Source organism: Pseudomonas sp. IT-P218 (assembly GCF_949767605.1).
GTDB classification, from domain to species: Bacteria; Pseudomonadota; Gammaproteobacteria; order Pseudomonadales; family Pseudomonadaceae; genus Aquipseudomonas; species Aquipseudomonas putida_AE.
Genome location: NZ_CATKQQ010000088.1, coordinates 85007 through 103952 on the forward strand (window position 1 = coordinate 85007; position 18946 = coordinate 103952).

The following is an 18946-nucleotide window of genomic DNA, read 5'->3' on the forward strand; positions in this document are numbered from 1 at the left end:
CTCAGGTCCGCCGGCTTGCGCGTTGACTGCGATAAGTATCCAGCACCACCGCCACCACGATCACCGCGCCAGTGATGATGCGTTTGGTCGGCTCGGTGGCACCGATCTGCGCCAGACCGGCCGCCAATACGGAAATGATCAGCACACCGAAAAAGGTGCTGATGACCGAGCCGCGCCCGCCCATCAGGCTGGTGCCGCCAATCACCACGGCAGCGATCACTTGCAGCTCCAGTCCGGAGCCGGCATTGGGGTCTGCCGCTTCCAGGCGCGAAATCTGGAACAGCGCGGCGATCCCGGCCAGCAGCCCCATCAGGCTGAACACCAGGATCTTGTAGGGTTTGGGGTTGATCCCCGCCAGGCGCACCGCTTCCTCGTTGGTACCGATGCCGATCAGGTAGCGGCCGAACACGGTACGGGTCAACACGGCCTGGGCGATGAAAATGATCAGCAAGGCAATGATGAACGACGGCGAGATCCCGAAGGCGATCGGATTGGACAGCCAGGCAAAGGCATCACCGATGTAGGCCGTGCGCGAACCAGTCATCTGGTAAGCCAGGCCGCGAGCCATTTCCAGCACGCCCAGGGACACGATGAACGACGGAATCCGCCAGGCCACGGTGATCGAACCGGTGACGGTCCCCGCCAGCGCGGCAACCGCCATGCCGAGCAATGCCGCGGGCAGCACGCTCCAGCCCCAGCCGAGAATCGCCACGCTGACCGTCGAGGCGGCGAGCGCCAGCACCGAACCCACCGACAGATCGATGCCGCCGATGATCAGCACGAAGGTCATGCCGACCGCCAGTACCATCAAGTCCGGAATCTGGTTGGCCAGGGTGCTGAAGGTGCTGTAGGAGAGGAAATGGCTGCTCAGGAGCGAGAACAGCACGACCATGGCCAGCAAGGCACCGGCCAGCCCCAGGTAAGTGCCCAGCCCATAGAAATTGCCGCTGCGCTGGCCGGCCGAAGATGCGCTTTTCATTGAAGATCCTTTGGCGCTGCTTCGAAGAGCTGCGCATCACGTTTCTGGTAGCCGGCGAACGCGGCGGCAAGCAAATCATCCTGGGTCCAGCTGTCCCGCTCGAAGGTGTCGATCAGGCGCCCCGCCGAGAGCACGCCGATGCGGTCGCAGATCAACATCAATTCGCGCAGGTCACTGGACACCACCACCAACGCCTTGCCCTGGCGAGTCAGCTCGCCGAGCAGCGCGTAGATGTCGAACTTGGCGCCGACATCGATGCCCCGGGTCGGCTCGTCGAACAGCAGCACCGAGCAATCGCGCTCCAGCCAGCGACCGATCACCACTTTCTGCTGGTTGCCCCCGGACAACTCGGACACCAACTGCGCCGGCCCGGAACTGCGGATGCGCATGGCATCGATCTGACGCTGGGCCAACGCCGCCTCATCGCCCGGATTGACCAATCCACCGCTGGAAATACCCGGCATGTTCCCCAGGGCAATGTTCGCGCCGATCGATTGCGTCAGCAGCAGGCCCTCGCCCTTGCGGTCTTCGGTGATCAGGGCGATGCCATGCCCGACCGCGTCCACCGGAGAACGGATATTCACCACCTGCGCCGGTGAACCCAGGGCCACCGTGCCGCTGTCCGCGGTGTCGGCACCAAAGATCAACCGCAGCAACTCGGTGCGCCCTGCCCCGATCAATCCGGAAATGCCGAAGATCTCGCCGGCGCGCACTTCGAAGGACACGTCACGCACCTTGTCGGCGCGGGTCAGCCCCTTGACCGTCAACGCCGCCGCGCCGATGTCCCGAGGCCCCATGTCGAGGTGTTCGCCCAGTTCGCGCCCGACCATCAGCGTGACCAGTTGCTCACTGTTGTAGTTGGCCATCGGCTCGACACACACCAGGTTGCCGTCCCGCAGAACCGCAATGCGCTGGGCCACCCGTGCCAGTTCTTCGAGGCGGTGGGAAATATAGATGATCGACACGCCACGGGCCTGCAGGCGCGTGATCTGCTCGAAGAGCATTTCGACTTCACGGGCGGTCAGCATCGCGGTCGGCTCATCGAGGATCAGCACATGGCAATCGCCGATCAGGTTGCGCGCGATCTCGACCATCTGCTGGTGGCCGATGCCCAACTCACTCACCAGCGTGTCCGGGTCGATCGCGTCGAGCCCGACCTGAGCCATGGCCTCGAGCGCCGCCTGGCGCAGTTGCTTGCGGATGATCCAGCCAGCGGTGCTTGGCAGCTTGTGCAGAAACAGGTTTTCCGCCACCGACAGGGTCGGCAACAGATTGAGCTCCTGCATCACCATGCGGATACCCAGGTCTTCGGCCTGGGTGCGGCTGCCCGGGCGGTAATCCTGACCCTGAAACTGCATCTGCCCGGTGGTCGGTGTGACCAGCCCGCCGATGATCTTCGACAGCGTGCTTTTGCCAGCGCCATTCTCGCCGGTCAGGGCCAGCACCTCGCCGCGCATGAGCGTGAGGTCGATGCCGGCCAGGACCGGCTGGGCGTAAGTCTTGCCAATGCCACTGACCGAGAGGACAGCGTGCGGGGCGCTAACGGACATAAAACTCTCCAGGCGCTCGCCGGGACGGGCGAGCGTCATTGTGCCGGCGGAAAATTACTGGGTAACCAGCTCTACCGGAGTTTCGATCACGCCGTTGGTGCCGCTGTCGACCTTCTCGCCCTTGATGATCTTCAACGCGGTCTCGATGCCGAATACCGCCTGTTTGGCGGCAAATTGATCGGCGGTGGCCAGGACGCGGCCATCCTTAAGCATCGGCTTGATGGCATTGATGTTGTCGTAACCGACCACCTGGACCTGGCCTGCCTTGCCCGCGGCGCGCACGGCTGACACCACGCCAACCGCCATGCTGTCGTTGCCGGCCAGCAGGGCCTTGATGTTCGGGTACTCGCTGAGCATGGAGGCGGCAACCTGGTTGCCCTTGTTGATTTCCCAGTCGCCCGATTGCACGGACACGACCTTGATCTGCGCAGCCTCCATCGCATCCTTGAAGCCTGCGGTGCGGGCCTGGGCATTGGTGGTGGTGGACACCCCTTCGATGATGCCGACTTCATCACCGGCCTTGAGCTTCTGGGCCAGGTACTCACCCACCAGGCGCGCGCCCTTGCGGTTGTCCGGGCCTACGAACGGCACGCTGATGTTCTTGCTCTTGACCACGGCCGGGTCGAGCTGATTGTCGATGTTGATCACGGTGATGCCAGCGTCGACGGCTTTCTTGATCACGGGCACCATGGCCTTGGAATCAGCCGGTGCGATCACCAGCGCATCGACCTTGGACACGATCATTTGCTCGACGATGCGGATCTGGTTGGCGGTGTCGGTTTCATCCTTGATGCCGTTGGAGATGAGCTCGAACTCGCCGGAGTGGTCTTTCTGGTAGGCCTTGGCGCCGTCTTCCATGGTCAGGAAGAATTCGTTGGCCAGGGACTTCATCACCAGCGCGACTTTAGGCTTTTCAGGCGTCTGGGCGAACACCGAAGAAACAGGCAGCGTGGCGGTGGCGCCAGCCAGTATGGCGACAGCAAGAAGACGTCCTGCGAATGGCAGCTTCATGGATTCACTCCGATCTTATGATTATTGTGAGCAACGTCGAGGCGGCATCTGGAGGTGTCGCAAACGTTTGCGAAGCCTGACTATGCGAACGTTGCCGGACTTTGTCAACCTACCCCGTTCGCAGGCTACGCGCACAATCAAGCGCCAGGTTGGTCAAGCCGTAGTGCTGACAATACTGCCAGAATCGGTCAAGGCTTTCGCCAGGCTGGCGGCAACCTGCATCAACGCCGCCGAAGTATCTGCAACCTGCGCCTGAAGCGACATCACGGCCGTGGCCTTGGCCTCTTCAGACTGAAAAGACGCGGCCTGGGTAGCCGCCAATTGTTGCTGTTGCTCGCGCAGTTGCTCCTGCAGTTCCTGCAGGCGCTTGAGCAACATTTGCACCGCGACGCTTTGCTGGCTGCCAGCGCCTTCGGTTTTTTCACCCGCCTGCGCGCCCTGCCCAAGGCTCACAGGCTTTTCTTCTTTCACTGGCACACCCGGCTGTTGCGCCGCGGTCGCGTCGCTCAGGGTGTCGACGGCAGCCGCGGATTTCCCGCCGATATTGATCACCGCTGAATGGGGCAAACCGATCGTCAATGACATGTGAACTCCCTGGGCATGATTCTTCATTGAAGCATCGACCTGCCGGCGGGTTTCTTTAACGCCGATGTTTAAATTGGGTCCGTAATCCTTTCGGAATGCCGAATGAAAAACCCACGGATAATCGGAAAACCGGACAGAACCGGGCGATCACCATTCAACCATCCGTTTAAAACGATAAACAAATCAGTGTGTTACGAGTTATTTATGATTCCAGTTGTAACTGGTACGCGTCGTGCTTTTCTCCAGCACCCCAAAAGGTCCAGATCCCTTTGGGGCGCATCTAGATGAACCTGCATCGGCACCGTCACTACTAGAGAGAAAAATAATGACATCTGCTTTGAAAAACCTTCTCCCGGGCACCTTGGCCCTCCTGCTGCTCCTGCCCGCCGCCCTTCAGGCGAAAGAAGCCGAAACCCAACAGAAGCTGGCCAACGTCGTGGTCCTGGCCACCGGCGGCACCATCGCCGGTGCGGGCGCCAGCGCCGCCAACAGCGCCACCTACCAGGCGGCGAAAGTCGGCATCGAACAATTGATCGCCGCGGTTCCACAGCTTGGCCAACTGGCCAACGTTCGCGGCGAACAGGTCATGCAGATCGCCTCCGAAAGCATCACCAACGACAACCTGCTGCAGCTGGGCCGTCGCGTCGCCGAACTGGCGGACAGCAAGGACGTCGATGGCATCGTGATCACCCACGGCACCGACACCCTGGAAGAAACCGCCTACTTCCTCAACCTGGTGGAAAAAACCGACAAGCCGATCATTGTCGTGGGCTCCATGCGCCCGGGTACCGCAATGTCCGCCGACGGCATGTTGAACCTGTACAACGCCGTCGCCGTGGCCAGCAGCAAGGACGCGCGTGGCAAAGGCGTGCTGGTGACCATGAACGATGAAATCCAGTCGGGTCGCGATGTCAGCAAGATGATCAACATCAAGACCGAGGCGTTCAAAAGCGCCTGGGGCCCGCTCGGGATGGTGGTCGAAGGTAAATCCTACTGGTTCCGTCTCCCGGCCAAGCGCCACACCATGGACTCGGAATTCGATATCAAGACCATTGAAAGCCTGCCTGACGTCGAAATTGCCTACTCCTACGGCAACGTCAGCGACACCGCCTACAAGGCCCTGGCCCAGTCGGGCGCCAAGGCCATCATCCATGCCGGTACCGGCAATGGTTCGGTGTCTTCCCGGGTCGTTCCCACCTTGCAAGCCCTGCGCAAGGACGGGGTGCAGATCATCCGCTCTTCCCACGTCAATGCCGGCGGTTTCGTCCTGCGTAACGCCGAACAGCCTGACGACAAGTATGACTGGGTGGTGGCGCATGACCTGAACCCGCAGAAAGCCCGCATCCTGGCGATGGTCGCGCTGACCAAGACCAATGACAGCAAAGAGCTGCAACGGATGTTCTGGGAATATTGATTCGCCCTCGCCCGACCGACTCCGGTCGGGCACCTCTTTGGCCACTCGCCTCGCAGCACTTGCCTGACAAAAAACTCTCATCCCCCTACACCAATCGGCAAAAACCACTGTCAGAGGATTCTCTTGAATTTTAAGCGGTTGCGAAAATGCCTACAGTTAAATACTGTATGCACGTACAGCTTAATAAGGATAATCCTGTGGACAGCACCTCCGCCTCACCAGACACCTATGTACGCATGGGCTTGCGCGTTCAGAAAATCATCAATGGCCCTACTGCTCAGAAAGCCAGGGCCGCCCTGATCTTCCGCCTTCCAGACGAGCCCGTGGACGAGTGGGAACGCCTGCTCGAAGAAATCGACGAGAACGACAACGTCACTCTCGCCTATCGCGACGACGGTGGCGTGCAGATTTTCTGGGTAGTGCCGAAGGAAGACTGAGTCGATGAGTGTCCGTTTTTTTGCCTTGCTGTTCCTGGTGTTTGCCACGGGTGCCCAGGCCGATGCGCCACGCACCTTCAGCGAAGCCAAGAAAGTCGCCTGGAAGCTGTATGCGCCGCAATCCACCGAGTTCTATTGCGGCTGCAAATACACCGGCAACAAGGTGAACCTCGCAGCCTGCGGGTATGTGCCGCGCAAAAACGCCAAGCGCGCCGCGCGCATCGAGTGGGAGCACATCGTTCCGGCCTGGCAGATCGGCCATCAGCGTCAGTGCTGGCAGGAAGGTGGGCGTAAAAACTGTACTCGATACGACCCGACCTACCAGAAGGCCGAGGCCGATCTGCACAACCTGGTGCCCAGCATCGGCGAGGTCAATGGTGACCGCAGCAACTTCAGTTTCGGCTGGCTGCCGGAGCAATCGGGGCAATACGGTTCGTGCCTGACCCAGGTCGACTTCAAGGCGAAAAAGGTCATGCCCCGCCCTTCCATCCGCGGCATGATCGCCCGGACCTATTTCTACATGAGCAAGCAATATGGTTTGCGCCTGTCGAAACAGGACCAGCAGCTGTACAAGGCCTGGGACAAGACCTACCCGGTGCAAGCCTGGGAACGCCAACGCAACCAGAGCGTGGCGTGCGTCATGGGGCGCGGCAACGAATTTGTCGGCCCGGTGGACATGAAAGCCTGCGGCTGAATACTCGCCGAACAAACAAAGGCCCGGGGCTGCACACCCCGGGCCTTTGTCTTTCAGCCACCCACTTCAGCCTTTACTGAACCGTCGGGCGCTCCAGCACCAGCACTTCAATGTTCCGCTTTTTCGCTTTGATCAGCGCGGCGTTCACCTGCGCCTGCTTGGCCTCGGCTTCTTCCCTGGAGCTGTACGGCCCCATCAGAATCCGAGTCTTGCCGTTTTCCCTGATCACGTTGGACATGAAGCTGTGTTCGATCAGCCAGCCGCTGAGATCGCTGACGGCCTGAGGTGTTTCACCCCGCACTTCGAGGTCCCACTGTGGCCCCGATACCTGCGCCGCTGTTGCCGCCGCTGCAGGCTGCGGTTTTTGCGCTTCTTCGCGCTTGCCCTCACCGCATCCCGCCAGCGCCAATACCGCGATTGCCAAGACCATTTTGCGCACAGCGTTTCCCTCTGAATGCTTAAAGCGGGGGATTTTAGCATTCATGAATACTTCGCGAGTGCCGCAAAATGGACTCAAAACAACGAGAATGATAGTGGCGGCCTCTGTATAGTTACGCCTTGGGAATTAATGCTGCATCTGCGCGTCAGAAAGAGGCACCCAAACTGTGAGACTTCGCACTAATCTATATATAACACCGACCTCTGCACTGTCCGAATCAGGTGCCCCACAAAGCAATCAAGGAGAAGACCATGCTGATACTCACCCGCAAAGTCGGTGAAAGCATAAACATTGGTGATGACATTACGATCACCATCCTGGGCGTAAGCGGCCAGCAAGTCCGGATTGGCATCAACGCGCCCAAAGACGTCGCAGTGCACCGCGAAGAGATTTATCAGCGCATTCAGGCCGGCCTCACCGCCCCGGAAAAGCCACAAACCTGAATCCTGTCGCAGTCAGTAGCCAGCCCGTACGCCCCGCAACGACGGCTGGCTAAGATGCAAGCGCAACATCGCCTGCGCTTTAACCGAACCCCCTTGATCAGCCGAAAGCGATACTGCGCGCCATGCCGGTGGCCGCCACCATCATCAGCAACATCAGCACAGCTTCGATATGACTGATTCGTGCAAACAGCGTCGCACGCCAGGTATCGATAGCAGCGCCACGCGACCGTGCAACCCGCCATTTGATCAACGCCACCATCGGCGCAATTTCCAGTAACAGGATGAGCACGAACAACGTCATCTTGAGGTGGAACAACGGCTGGTGCAGGTAGTAATCCGTACCTTTTTCGAAGCCGCCAAAGGCCCGCATGCCGCCGGTAACCAGCAGCACAACCGCAGAAATGCCCCATAGGTTGTCTGCCATCAACACACTGCGAGCCTCTCCCGTGCCGATCGCCAGGCGCCGAAAAGCCGTGCCACGCGTCAGGACAGCCCAGAATCCAAGCGCAAACGCCAAAAGATGAACCGCTGCAAGCAACCAGTGAGTCAGCATCGGGAAACTCCTGTAAGGACCAAGTCGAATCAGCCTGTCAGTAGTAGCTCATCAATCAATGGATTGCACCTGCCGGACAACCTGCATTTTGTATCAAGGCCTCACCCGCACATTCGCTGCAAGCCCCGTAAAACGTGATGTTACACACCGACTAGACTCAAACATTCCAGTGTTGAGCCCCCGCAGGTACGCTCCCCAACGGCAGTCATTCCCACCAAATTGACCTTGAGTGCACAACATCATGTGTGAATCATGTGATTCAAACGCCGCAGCAAAAACCAATGAGCGCCGTCGCTTTCTTCGCCTTGCCGGATTAGGAGCAGGCGCCCTGTTATTGGCCGGCGCCCTGCCGAGCCGAATTGTTCAAGCAGCGGAGAAAAACGCCGCGCCACCAAAGCCGAAAAACGTCATCACCCCGGATGAGGCACTGAAAAGGCTGATGGAGGGCAACCAACGCTATGTCAGCGGAAACTCGGAAACCCACGACTTCAAGGATGAACGAGAAGCACTGGTTACCGGCCAGAACCCTTTTGTGGCGGTGCTGAGCTGCTCTGACTCGCGCATTGCACCGGAATACGCTTTCGATACCGCCCGGGGCGACCTTTTCGCCGTACGCCTGGCCGGCAACTTCGTCACGGACGAAGGCCTGGCGAGCCTTGAATACGGCGTGGCCGTGCTCGGCGCCCCGCTCATCCTGGTACTGGGCCATGAGCGCTGCGGTGCCATCGAGGCCGGCGTGAAAGCCGTCAAGGATCACACGGTGTTCCCCGGGAAGATCCCTGCACTGACGGATGCACTCAAATCCGCTATCGAGCAGGCAGGCAGTCATCCAGGTGACCTGGTTGAAAACGCGACCGTACAAAACATCAAGAACTCGATCGAGCGCCTCAAGCAAGCCACTCCCTTGCTGTCTGACGCGCTCGGCAGGGGCCAGTTGAAAATAGTGGGGGGCATTTATCGCCTGGCCACAGGCAAGGTCGAGCTGATTGCCTGAATCAATCAGCTACGGTGCCACTGCGCAGATGTGAAGAGCCCAGCGCGAAGGCTGGGCTCTGGTTATTTCCTGCAGTCCATCATCTTGTCCGCGAGCGCCCTGGCCCTTTCAATCAACAGATTCTGCCGGTCTTCATGCGTGGCCCCGCCTACGACGGGTGCCGTCAGGTTGCTTTCGGCAATCAACGCGGCGCAGAAATATTGATCCCACACAGCCTTGTGATCGGATGCCTGTCTGTTCACTTGGTCGGAGATCATAAACGACTCCTTCAGATGAGGTAACACTGCTTATCTTACGCCTGAGGCCCCTGTCGCGCCCGTAGCGTTACAGGATCCAGCGCAGCAGGACATGGCTGGCAATCCAGGGCGACGCCTCGACCACCGTCCACTGAAGCAAGAGGCAAATGGACAGGTAAGCCGCAAAGAACTTGATCATTGTCCGCCTCCTCATCACTCCCTCCCGCCTCGATGCAGCTATGCCCGGTTGCCTGTCTTGCTTTGATGCAATTGGCTGCTGGCAGTTCAACCCGAGACGAACTGATTTTCATTCGGCTCGCGTCAACGCCGTCTTCAAATAGTAATATTTCTCAAGTGAGAATGAATGGCGAGGATGCCAGAGTCAATGAGGGAACGTTACGAGATCCATTTTGTGGCCAGTGGATCCAAGGAAGTCTCAACAAGGATGCGATTGAAAAAGCGGCAAGTCAGGACATCAGCAACGTTCGATGGAACAAGGCCAGCCATACCATTGCCTGCAGCGAGCGAGCCAAGCTGAACAGGAATCTGGTGGGTTTGAAATACATTCAATAAGGCGGGGCTGCGCAACGCGTTGATTGGCGCTTGATTGCTGGCTTTGCATAGGCTTTTTAAATCGCAGACAACAAAAAAAGGGCCCACCTTTCGGTGAGCCCTTCCAGACCGCCCAGCAGAGCGGATTTTGTTTGGTAGGCGCGATTGGACTCGAACCAACGACCCCCACCATGTCAAGGTGGTGCTCTAACCAACTGAGCTACGTGCCTGCTGTGAGGCGGCATTCTACGGAATTCCGGGAGGGTGTCAACACCTTTTTTCGCGCTAACCCTATGAATATGCAAAATATTTAATTTCGCTGCGGCAAAGAAGATTTTCCGGTGGCTGGCGGCGGTTTTTCAACTCGGGTAGGATCGACGCATTCGTTAAATTTATTAAACAGAGGCTGCAGGATGGCGAACACCCCTTACCCAGAGTCCTATTACGCCGCATCGGCCAATGCGGTGCCGCCGCGTCCGTCGTTGCAGGGTGAGGTCGAGACGGATGTGTGCGTGATCGGCGCCGGTTATACCGGGTTGTCCTCGGCGCTGTTCCTGCTGGAGCACGGCTTTCGGGTGACAGTGCTGGAGGCGGCCAGGGTCGGTTTCGGTGCGTCGGGGCGCAATGGTGGGCAAATCGTCAACAGCTACAGCCGCGATATCGATGTGATCGAGCGCAGTGTCGGTCCGCGTCAGGCTCAGTTGCTGGGGCAGATGGCGTTCGAGGGCGGGCGGATCATTCGTGACCGGGTGGCCAGGTACAACATCCAGTGCGACTTGAAGGACGGCGGCGTATTTGCCGCCATCACTGACAAGCAGATGGGTCATCTGGAAGCGCAGAAGCGTTTGTGGGAGCGTTTCGGGCATACGCAGCTGGAGTTGCTGGATCAGCGCCGCATCCGCGAGGTGGTGGCTTGCGATCAATATATCGGTGGCATGCTCGACATGAGTGGCGGGCATATCCATCCGCTCAACCTGGCGCTGGGCGAAGCGGCGGCCGTGGAGTCACTGGGCGGCACTATTCATGAGCAGTCGCCGGCGGTGCGCATCGAGCGCGGTGCCAACCCGGTCGTGCACACCCCTCAGGGCAAGGTCAAGGCCAAGTTCATCATCGTGGCGGGCAACGCCTACCTGGGTAACCTGGTGCCGGAGCTGGCGGCCAAATCGATGCCTTGCGGCACGCAGGTGATCACCACGGAGCCCTTGGGCGATGAGTTGGCGAAAAGCCTGCTGCCCCAGGACTATTGCGTCGAAGACTGCAACTACCTGCTCGACTACTACCGCCTGAGCGGCGACAAACGTCTGATTTTCGGCGGCGGCGTGGTGTATGGCGCAAGGGATCCGGCGAACATCGAAGCGATCATTCGGCCGAAGATGCTCAAGGCGTTCCCGCAGCTCAAGGATGTGAAGATCGACTACGCCTGGACTGGAAATTTCCTGCTGACCCTGTCGCGCCTGCCTCAGGTCGGGCGACTGGGCGACAACATCTATTACTCCCAGGGTTGCAGCGGCCACGGCGTCACCTACACGCACCTGGCGGGCAAGGTCCTGGCCGAGGCATTGCGTGGTCAGGCCGAACGTTTCGACGCCTTTGCCGACCTGCCCCACTACCCGTTCCCGGGTGGCCAACTGCTGCGTACACCCTTTGCTGCACTTGGCGCGTGGTACTACGGATTGCGCGACAGACTCGGGTTCTGATGCCCTAAACAAAAAATGCCCGTGATACGGGCATTTTTTTGTCTGTTCGAAAAGCTGTCAGCCGGCGATGGCGCGGTCCGCCGACAGTTTGCCGGCCCCTTCGATCAGCACCGCGATGCTGCCACCGAGCAACGCCAGGGCGAATTCATAGCCGTTGTTCGCCATGAACAGGCCATTGCTGATATGCACGGTAAAAATCGCCACCAGCGAAAGGAAGGTCAGGCCCAGCGCCGCCGGACGTACCAGCAAGCCGATGATCAAAGCCAGGCCGCCGAAGAACTCGGTGCCGCCCGCCAGCGTCGCCATCAGGTAGCCCGGCGCCAGGCCGATGCTTTCCATGTACTGCGCGGTACCCGCCAGGCCATAGCCACCGAATGCGCCGAAGAGTTTCTGTGCACCGTGGGCAGCGAAGATGATGCCGACGAAAATCCGCAAAACGGTCAGGCCGTAGCCAGCGCGGGTAAACAATACCTTGTTGATCAGTGTGCTCATGCTGTGACATCCCTTGAGAGTGTGTGTTGGTTGGCCGCTATATTAATCAGTAAATCTCATGTTAAAAGCGCAAAGAATCCGCCATAACAATCAGTTTATTCGATCATTTACGCAGGGCAACTTTCTGCCCCTGGGGCTCCAACGACTCCCGCTCCCGATCGAACGCCAGGTAATACTTGTTCACGCTATTAACATAGCTGACAGGTCCCATTCCCACCTGCTCCATGGCGATGCGTTCGACCTGGAAAAACCACTGGTTGGGGTTCAACCCCCGTCGACGGGCCTCTGCGCGCATGCCTTGCACCCGCTCCGGCCCGATGTTGTAGGCCGCCAGCACAAAGGCCATGCGCTCGCGTTCGTTGAGCTTGGGGCTGGCAAAGAACTTGCGGCGAATCATCGCCAGGTACTTGGCCCCCGCCTGCACGTTGGCATCCAGTTCGTGAATGTTGCTCACGCCCACGCGCTGCGCTGCTGACGGGGTGATCTGCATCAGCCCGGTCGGCGCACCGCCACTGCGCGCCGCAGGTTGCAGGCCCGACTCCTTGAACGCCAGCGCCGCCAGGTTCAGCCAGTCCATGTCCTGGGCGGTTGCATGTTTTTGCAGCACCGGCCGCAGCTTTTCCAGGCGCTGGCGGTCAGCCTTGGCCAACGGATAGTGGACCTGGTAAAGGCGTCTATAGATGCGCAGAAACGCTACGTCCTGGTCCGACGGCTTTTTATAGCCCGCCAGGAAACGATCGATGCTGGCCCGCAGCATCGACGCGTCGCGGCGCACGAACCAGAACTCTTCGCCTGGCTCGCTGATCAGCACCTGGCGATCGATACGCAATTTCGGCAGGATCTTGCCCCAGCGTTCGGCAATCGGCTGCTCGACGATGGTCAGGTGAAAGATCCCGCCCTGGACCATTTCCAGCACGTCCTCGACCGCCAGGCTCGGGTCGACCCACTCGATCTTGACCGGCGGCAATTTATGCAGCGCCAGCTTCTGGTTGATCTGGCTGATGGCGTCACCGGCGGCGCTGCCGTTGGGCAGTGCGAGGGTTTTTCCCGACAGTTGTTCGAGACGGGTATAGCGACGTTCACCCTTGATCCCCACCAGCACCAGCGGGATGTCACTGGCGACCGGTTCACTGCTGCTGACGGCGAAGCCCGGCTGCAGGTCGAGCAGCTCGCCGGGGGCCACCAGGTCGCCCTCCCCACGCTGCAACGCACCGAGCAATTGATCCTTGGCTTTGGGAATGATCTTGAGGGTGATTTCCTGGCCATCCCGCGCGTGGCCATTGAGGTATTGCTCGAAAGCGCGCAGGCGATGGTATTCGACACCGATGGCTTGGCCCTGGACTTCGCCAGAGCTGTTACGGCTCTGGTTGACCAGCACGCGCAGCACACGACTGCTGCGGATGTCCGTGAGGTCACGGACCTTGGCGGCCGGCACGGCTTGCAGCGGCCCGGGCAGCCGCGCAACCGCCGACATCGGCAGCAACAGCGAGCAACACAGCAGTAGCAAAACCGAGGGACGAATCATCCACTCTCCGCAAAGAATTCAGTTCAACCACATGAATGATTTCATGCAATCAAGCGTCAGAAATAAAGCGCCTGAAGACGCTGGCAATGCGCGAAAGACTGGCACAATGATGGCATCGCCACCACCCAGACTTGTTCGCGACATTAAGAGACCGCCATAACCCGTTGTAGTTCTTGGCTTTTCTGATAAATCCAGAGCTCTGGTATGCTTTGCGGCCCTGGTCCGAGGTAGCACCATGCAACTCATCGATATCGGCGTCAACCTGACCAACCCCAGTTTCGCCGACAAGCACCAGGCCGTACTGGACCGCGCCTACGCCGCGGGGGTCTGCCAATTGGTGCTCACCGGCACCAATGTCGAGGGCAGCGAACAGGCGCTGGAGCTGTGCCGGCAACTGGACGAAACAGGTCAAAAGCTGTTCGCCACCGCCGGTATTCATCCCCACGCGGCCAGCGACTGGAATGCCGACAGCGCCCGTCGCCTGCGCAGCCTGCTGAGAGAACCGAACATCGTGGCGGTCGGTGAATGCGGCCTGGATTTCAACCGCGATTTTTCACCGCGTCCGCAGCAAGAGAAAGTCCTCGAAGAACACCTGGCGCTGGCGGTCGAACTGCAAATGCCGGTGTTTCTGCACGAACGCGATGCCAGCCAGCGTCTGCTGGAAATCCTGCGTGACTTTCGCGATCAGTTGCCGGCCGCCGTAGTGCACTGCTTCACCGGCGAACAGAAAGCGCTGTTCAGTTACCTGGACCTGGATTTGCACATCGGCATCACCGGCTGGATTTGCGATGAGCGCCGGGGCACGCATTTGCATCCCTTGGTCAAGGAGATCCCACGCGGGCGCTTGATGCTGGAGAGCGATGCGCCATATCTGTTGCCGCGCAGCCTTCGCCCCAAACCGAAAAACGGTCGCAACGAGCCGGCGTATCTGACGGAAGTCTTGCGTGAGGTGGCCTTGCACCGCGGCGAAAGCCAGGAAGACCTGGCCGCCCACAGTACGGCTTGCGCGCGGGCGTTCTACGGGCTGCCCAGCGTGGATTGACCCGTTGAATGAGCGCGGGCCCGGATTGGGCCCGCGCTGCCGTCTTAATGACTGCTGCGCAACATTTCCTTGGGCACGTACTTGCCGATCTCGAACTTGCCGATGGCCGCGCGGTGCACTTCATCCGGACCGTCCGCCAGGCGCAGGGTGCGCTGCATGGCATACATGTAGGCCAGCGGGAAATCGTTGGACACCCCTGCCCCGCCATGGATCTGGATCGCCCGGTCGATCACGCGCAAGGCCACGTTCGGGGCCACCACCTTGATCTGCGCGATTTCACTCTTCGCCACCTTGTTGCCGACGGTGTCCATCATGTACGCCGCCTTGAGTGTCAGCAGGCGGGCCATGTCGATCTCCATCCGCGAATCGGCGATCTTGTCGATGTTGCCGCCCAGGCGTGCCAGGGGTTTGCCGAACGCCGTACGGTTCACCGAGCGCTTGCACATCAGTTCCAGCGCACGCTCAGCCATGCCGATCGAACGCATGCAGTGGTGAATCCGCCCCGGTCCAAGACGACCTTGAGCGATTTCGAAGCCGCGTCCTTCGCCCAACAGGACGTTTTCATACGGCACCCGGACATTTTCAAACAATACTTCGGCGTGGCCGTGGGGGGCGTCGTCATAGCCGAACACGGGCAACGGACGCAGGATTTTCACCCCGGGGGTGTCCACCGGCACCAGGATCATCGAGTGCTGCGCATGGCGCGGTGCGTCAGGGTTGCTCAGGCCCATGAAGATGAGGATCTTGCAGCGCGGATCGCAAGCACCGGAGGTCCACCACTTCTTGCCGTTGATCACCCACTCGTCACCGTCACGCACGGCACGGGCGGCCATGTTGGTGGCGTCGGATGACGCGACGTCCGGTTCGGTCATGGCGAAAGCCGAGCGGATCTCGCCGCGCAGCAAGGGTTCGAGCCAGCGTTGTTTCTGTTCTTCGTTGGCGTAGCGCACCAGCACTTCCATGTTGCCGGTGTCCGGTGCCGAGCAGTTGAACGGCTCGGGCCCCAGCAGCGAACGGCCCATGATTTCCGCCAGCGGAGCGTATTCGAGGTTGGTCAGGCCGGCGCCGAGCTCGGACTCAGGCAGAAACAAATTCCACAGGCCTTCTGCCTTGGCCTTGAGCTTGAGTTCTTCCATGATCGCCGTCGGCTGCCAGCGGTCGCCCTCGGCGACCTGGCGCTCGAAGACCGCTTCGGCGGGATAGACGTAGGTGTCCATGAACGCGGTCACGCGCTCACGCAGTTCTTGCACCTTGGGCGAATAAGCGAAATCCATGGCCAGCTCTACCTTTTCAACGGGTTTCAGAGGAGTTGTTCGTTCATGCAATCGATGCTAGAACAGCCATGAAAATTTACCTAGCCTATTCTCGGCGTGTATAAACATTCATCACCGATATATGATCGACTGATCGAGCCCACCTAAAACAAGAGTGCAGCGCAATGAATCTGAGCAAGGTCGACCTCAACCTTTTCATCGTCTTTGACGCGATCTACACCGAGGCCAACCTGACCCGCGCCGGGCAGATTGTCGGGATTACCCAACCTGCGGTGTCCAACGCGCTGGCCCGATTGCGCGAGACGTTCAACGACCCGCTGTTCGTACGCACCGCCCAGGGCATGGTGCCTACGCCCATGGCGCAGAACATTATCGGCCCGGTGCGCAACGCGCTTTCGTTGCTGCGCGTGTCGGTGCAGGAAAGCCGCATCTTCAATCCCTTGCAGGCGGTCAAGACCTACCGCATCAGCATGACCGACCTCACTGAAGCTGTGATCCTGCCGCCGCTGTTCCAGCGCCTGCGCCGCCTGGCGCCGACCGTGATCATCGAAAGCTTCCTGTCCAAGCGGCGCGAGACCACCAAGGAACTGGCCGCTGGCCGACTCGACTTCGCCGTGGATGCACCACTCAACACCGACCCGCAGGTGCGCCACGTCAAGCTGATGGAAGATCGTTACGTGTGCGCCATGCGCAAGGGCCACCCGCTGGCGGGCAAGGAAAAACTCACCCTCGATGATTACCTGAGCCTGACCCACGTCCACATTTCCAGCCGTCGCAGCGGCCTGGGCTATGTTGACCTGGCCCTGGGCAAAATGGGTATCCAGCGCAAGATCGCCCTGCGCTCCCAGCATTACCTGATGGCCTCGCAGGTGCTGCAGCAGACCGATATGGTCATGACCGTGCCGGAACGCTTCGCCCGCCGTAACGACCTGCACGCCTTTTATCTGCCGGTCAACGATGTGCCGCCGGTGGAAACCCACCTTTACTGGCACGAAAGCACTGACCAGGACCCGGCGAACCGCTGGATGCGCGAGCAGATGATCGAGTTGTGCCAGCAGGTGACGGCGCAGGAGAAGAAGCTGGACACGGTGTGAGGCGTTACACCGCGTTATCGTTCTTCGCGAGCAAGCCCGCTCCCACACTTAATCTTTGCTGAACACGGTATTTGTGTTCGACGCAAATCAAAGGTGGGAGCGGGCTTGCTCGCGAAGAGATCAGCAAGAACACCCGAAACTCACGCCCCTTGACGTAAACGTCAACCTGCCATTAGCTTAGCGCATGACTTTTTGCGAGCGCGCCCATGAGCAGCCAGACCTACAGCATTTCCGACCTCGCCCGCGAGCTCGACATCACCACCCGGGCCATTCGCTTCTATGAGGAACAAGGCTTGCTCAGCCCCGAGCGGCGTGGCCAGGAACGCATCTACTCACCCCGCGACAAGGTCAGCCTCAAGCTGATCCTGCGGGGCAAGCGCATCGGCTTTTCCCTGGCCGAATGCCGCGAGCTGATCGAGCTCTACGATCCGTCCAGCGGTAACACCAAGCAACTGCACAGCATGCTGGCAAAAATCAGCGAGCGCCGGGAACAGCTGGAACAGCAGCTGCTGGACATCGAACAGATGAAACTGGAGCTCGATACCGCTGAAGAGCGTTGTGTGCAAGCGCTGGAACAAACGCTCAAGAGTCAGGAATCTGTGTAGGAGCGAGCTTGCTCGCGATGGATGTCAGGGCACCGCGTGCATTCAGACTGCCCTCGTTATCGTTGACGTCCTTCGCGAGCAAGCTCGCTCCTACAAGGGTCTATGAACAATTAGAACAGGTCGAATCTCATGTCCCTCCCTACCCACGTACGCCTGGTCGAAGTCGGCCCCCGCGACGGTCTGCAAAATGAAGCCCAACCCATCAGCGTTGCCGACAAGGTGCGACTGGTCGACGCGCTGACGGCTGCGGGCCTTGGCTATATAGAAGTCGGCAGCTTCGTTTCGCCCAAGTGGGTGCCGCAGATGGCGGGCTCTGCCGATGTCTTCGCGCAGATCCAGCGCAAACCCGGCGTCACCTACGGCGCCCTCGCCCCCAACCTGCGCGGCTTTGAAGATGCCCTCGCCTGCGGGGTCAAGGAAGTCGCGGTGTTCGCCGCCGCGTCGGAAGCGTTTTCCCAGCGCAACATCAATTGCTCGATCAGCGAAAGCCTGGAGCGCTTCGTGCCCATCATGGATGCCGCCAGGCAGCATGGCGTCAGTGTGCGCGGTTACGTGTCCTGCGTGCTGGGCTGCCCCTATGAAGGTCACGTCGCACCGGAACAGGTAGCGCATGTGGCCCGCGAGCTCTACGCCATGGGCTGTTACGAGGTTTCGCTGGGCGACACCATCGGCACCGGCACCGCAGGCGCCACGCGCAGGATGTTCGAGGTGGTGTCGGCCCAGGTGCCGCGGGACAAACTGGCCGGGCACTTCCACGACACCTATGGCCAGGCCATGGCCAACATCTATGCCAGCCTGCTGGAAGGCATCTCGGTGTTCGACAGCTCCATTGCCGGTCTCGGCGGCTGCCCTTATGCCAAGGGCGCCAGCGGTAACGTGGCCACCGAGGACGTGGTTTACCTGCTCAATGGCCTCGGGATTGAAACCGGGATCGACCTGGATGCGCTGATCCTGGCCGGCCAGCAAATCTGCGATGTACTGGGACGACCTACCGGTTCGCGCGTGGCCAAGGCGCGTAGCGCACATTGATGCGTGCGGGTGTGTCGAGGTGTTACCGCAACCACCTGAATGTGGGCGCAAGCGAGTAACACGGAAACAAAATGTAGGGTTTTCCCTGAAGCCGAAAACCCTAAAAAAACTCAAGTGCTTGTTTTTAAAGGGTTTTTAAAAGTTGGCACGGCTCCTGCTATATCTATCGCATAACAAGAATAAAAAAATTGGCGACACCCCTAATAAAAACAAGACGTAACGACTCTGACATAACAAAAACAACACGGCAGAGACGCAGCTAACAGATTTTTTTGGAGAGGATGTGCTTTTCAGGGTGCTT

At 59.7% G+C, this 18946-nt stretch carries 21 protein-coding genes and 1 tRNA gene; 11 read left to right on the top strand and 11 right to left on the bottom strand.

Annotation, left to right across the window (positions count from 1 at the left end):
* Window position 1: 1 nt before the first annotated feature.
* The 4 genes from ACM6I6_RS28130 to ACM6I6_RS28145 all read right to left on the bottom strand — a co-directional run bounded on the left by ACM6I6_RS28130 (window position 2) and on the right by ACM6I6_RS28145 (window position 4125).
* Window positions 2-979, bottom strand: a complete 978-nt coding sequence (locus ACM6I6_RS28130) for an ABC transporter permease (RefSeq protein ID WP_414921061.1) — start codon at window positions 977-979, stop codon at window positions 2-4.
* On the bottom strand, window positions 976-2529 hold the full coding sequence (locus ACM6I6_RS28135) for a sugar ABC transporter ATP-binding protein (RefSeq protein WP_414921062.1): 1554 nt from the start codon (window positions 2527-2529) through the stop codon (window positions 976-978). Before ACM6I6_RS28135 ends, ACM6I6_RS28130 begins: the two co-directional genes overlap by 4 nt.
* A 54-nt stretch (window positions 2530-2583) precedes the next feature.
* On the bottom strand, window positions 2584-3540 hold the full coding sequence (locus tag ACM6I6_RS28140) for a sugar ABC transporter substrate-binding protein (protein WP_406591072.1): 957 nt from the start codon (window positions 3538-3540) through the stop codon (window positions 2584-2586).
* A gap of 153 nt (window positions 3541-3693) precedes the next feature.
* The gene (locus ACM6I6_RS28145) at window positions 3694-4125 is read right to left on the bottom strand and encodes a hypothetical protein (protein ID WP_414921063.1); all 432 of its coding nucleotides are present in this window, start codon (window positions 4123-4125) and stop codon (window positions 3694-3696) included.
* 325 nt (window positions 4126-4450) lie between these two features.
* Here ACM6I6_RS28145 and ACM6I6_RS28150 point away from each other — a divergent pair, with 325 nt between their 5' ends.
* From ACM6I6_RS28150 to ACM6I6_RS28160, 3 genes are all read left to right on the top strand, one after another.
* Window positions 4451-5539: an asparaginase gene (locus ACM6I6_RS28150; protein WP_274076544.1), complete on the top strand. Its 1089-nt coding sequence runs from the start codon at window positions 4451-4453 to the stop codon at window positions 5537-5539.
* Window positions 5540-5685: 146 nt separating this feature from the next.
* On the top strand, window positions 5686-5976 hold the full coding sequence (locus ACM6I6_RS28155) for a DUF1654 domain-containing protein (protein ID WP_274076545.1): 291 nt from the start codon (window positions 5686-5688) through the stop codon (window positions 5974-5976).
* A 4-nt stretch (window positions 5977-5980) separates the two neighbouring features.
* A complete protein-coding gene (locus tag ACM6I6_RS28160; protein WP_274076546.1) occupies window positions 5981-6670 on the top strand; it encodes an endonuclease I family protein in 690 nt (229 codons plus the stop codon).
* A 73-nt stretch (window positions 6671-6743) separates the two neighbouring features.
* Here ACM6I6_RS28160 and ACM6I6_RS28165 read toward each other — a convergent pair whose 3' ends face one another.
* Complete coding sequence (locus ACM6I6_RS28165; protein ID WP_274076573.1) at window positions 6744-7109, bottom strand: SPOR domain-containing protein; 366 nt, start codon at window positions 7107-7109, stop codon at window positions 6744-6746.
* A gap of 251 nt (window positions 7110-7360) precedes the next feature.
* On the opposite strand from ACM6I6_RS28165, the gene csrA reads away from it, so the two are divergent.
* Window positions 7361-7552: a carbon storage regulator CsrA gene (gene csrA / locus ACM6I6_RS28170; protein ID WP_008057174.1), complete on the top strand. Its 192-nt coding sequence runs from the start codon at window positions 7361-7363 to the stop codon at window positions 7550-7552.
* A gap of 97 nt (window positions 7553-7649) precedes the next feature.
* Here csrA and ACM6I6_RS28175 read toward each other — a convergent pair whose 3' ends face one another.
* Window positions 7650-8105: a DUF2214 family protein gene (locus tag ACM6I6_RS28175; protein WP_323607512.1), complete on the bottom strand. Its 456-nt coding sequence runs from the start codon at window positions 8103-8105 to the stop codon at window positions 7650-7652.
* Window positions 8106-8346: 241 nt separating this feature from the next.
* Here ACM6I6_RS28175 and ACM6I6_RS28180 point away from each other — a divergent pair, with 241 nt between their 5' ends.
* Window positions 8347-9099, top strand: a complete 753-nt coding sequence (locus ACM6I6_RS28180; RefSeq protein WP_274076574.1) for a carbonic anhydrase — start codon at window positions 8347-8349, stop codon at window positions 9097-9099.
* Window positions 9100-9161: 62 nt separating this feature from the next.
* Here ACM6I6_RS28180 and ACM6I6_RS28185 read toward each other — a convergent pair whose 3' ends face one another.
* A complete protein-coding gene (locus tag ACM6I6_RS28185; protein ID WP_274076548.1) occupies window positions 9162-9356 on the bottom strand; it encodes a hypothetical protein in 195 nt (64 codons plus the stop codon).
* 177 nt (window positions 9357-9533) lie between these two features.
* Between ACM6I6_RS28185 and ACM6I6_RS28190 the strand changes: the two genes are divergently transcribed.
* Entirely contained in the window at window positions 9534-9908 is a 375-nt protein-coding gene (locus tag ACM6I6_RS28190) for a hypothetical protein (protein ID WP_414921064.1), read from the top strand.
* Window positions 9909-10040: 132 nt separating this feature from the next.
* On the opposite strand, the gene ACM6I6_RS28195 is transcribed toward ACM6I6_RS28190, so the two are convergent.
* Window positions 10041-10117: transfer RNA gene (locus ACM6I6_RS28195), tRNA-Val, on the bottom strand.
* Between the two features lie 183 nt (window positions 10118-10300).
* On the opposite strand from ACM6I6_RS28195, the gene ACM6I6_RS28200 reads away from it, so the two are divergent.
* Window positions 10301-11584, top strand: a complete 1284-nt coding sequence (locus ACM6I6_RS28200; RefSeq protein ID WP_414921065.1) for an NAD(P)/FAD-dependent oxidoreductase — start codon at window positions 10301-10303, stop codon at window positions 11582-11584.
* A gap of 57 nt (window positions 11585-11641) precedes the next feature.
* Here ACM6I6_RS28200 and ACM6I6_RS28205 read toward each other — a convergent pair whose 3' ends face one another.
* Together ACM6I6_RS28205 and ACM6I6_RS28210 are read right to left on the bottom strand one after the other, a co-directional pair.
* A complete protein-coding gene (locus tag ACM6I6_RS28205; protein ID WP_274076551.1) occupies window positions 11642-12076 on the bottom strand; it encodes a DoxX family protein in 435 nt (144 codons plus the stop codon).
* A 103-nt stretch (window positions 12077-12179) separates the two neighbouring features.
* Entirely contained in the window at window positions 12180-13601 is a 1422-nt protein-coding gene (locus tag ACM6I6_RS28210; protein WP_323626323.1) for a transglycosylase SLT domain-containing protein, read from the bottom strand.
* A 235-nt stretch (window positions 13602-13836) separates the two neighbouring features.
* Between ACM6I6_RS28210 and ACM6I6_RS28215 the strand changes: the two genes are divergently transcribed.
* A complete protein-coding gene (locus ACM6I6_RS28215; RefSeq protein ID WP_414921066.1) occupies window positions 13837-14643 on the top strand; it encodes a TatD family hydrolase in 807 nt (268 codons plus the stop codon).
* Between the two features lie 44 nt (window positions 14644-14687).
* Here the strand turns inward: ACM6I6_RS28215 and ACM6I6_RS28220 are convergent, their stop codons facing one another.
* Window positions 14688-15917 carry an acyl-CoA dehydrogenase gene (locus tag ACM6I6_RS28220; protein WP_008057192.1) on the bottom strand — a complete coding sequence of 410 codons (1230 nt, stop codon included), beginning with the start codon at window positions 15915-15917 and terminating at the stop codon, window positions 14688-14690.
* A gap of 164 nt (window positions 15918-16081) precedes the next feature.
* Between ACM6I6_RS28220 and ACM6I6_RS28225 the strand changes: the two genes are divergently transcribed.
* The 3 genes from ACM6I6_RS28225 to ACM6I6_RS28235 all read left to right on the top strand — a co-directional run bounded on the left by ACM6I6_RS28225 (window position 16082) and on the right by ACM6I6_RS28235 (window position 18645).
* Complete coding sequence (locus tag ACM6I6_RS28225) at window positions 16082-17011, top strand: LysR family transcriptional regulator (RefSeq protein WP_274076554.1); 930 nt, start codon at window positions 16082-16084, stop codon at window positions 17009-17011.
* A gap of 206 nt (window positions 17012-17217) precedes the next feature.
* Complete coding sequence (locus ACM6I6_RS28230) at window positions 17218-17616, top strand: MerR family transcriptional regulator (RefSeq protein ID WP_274076555.1); 399 nt, start codon at window positions 17218-17220, stop codon at window positions 17614-17616.
* 129 nt (window positions 17617-17745) lie between these two features.
* Window positions 17746-18645, top strand: coding sequence for a hydroxymethylglutaryl-CoA lyase (locus tag ACM6I6_RS28235; RefSeq protein ID WP_323607514.1), 900 nt, complete (start codon window positions 17746-17748; stop codon window positions 18643-18645).
* The last annotated feature ends 301 nt before the right edge of the window (window positions 18646-18946 follow it).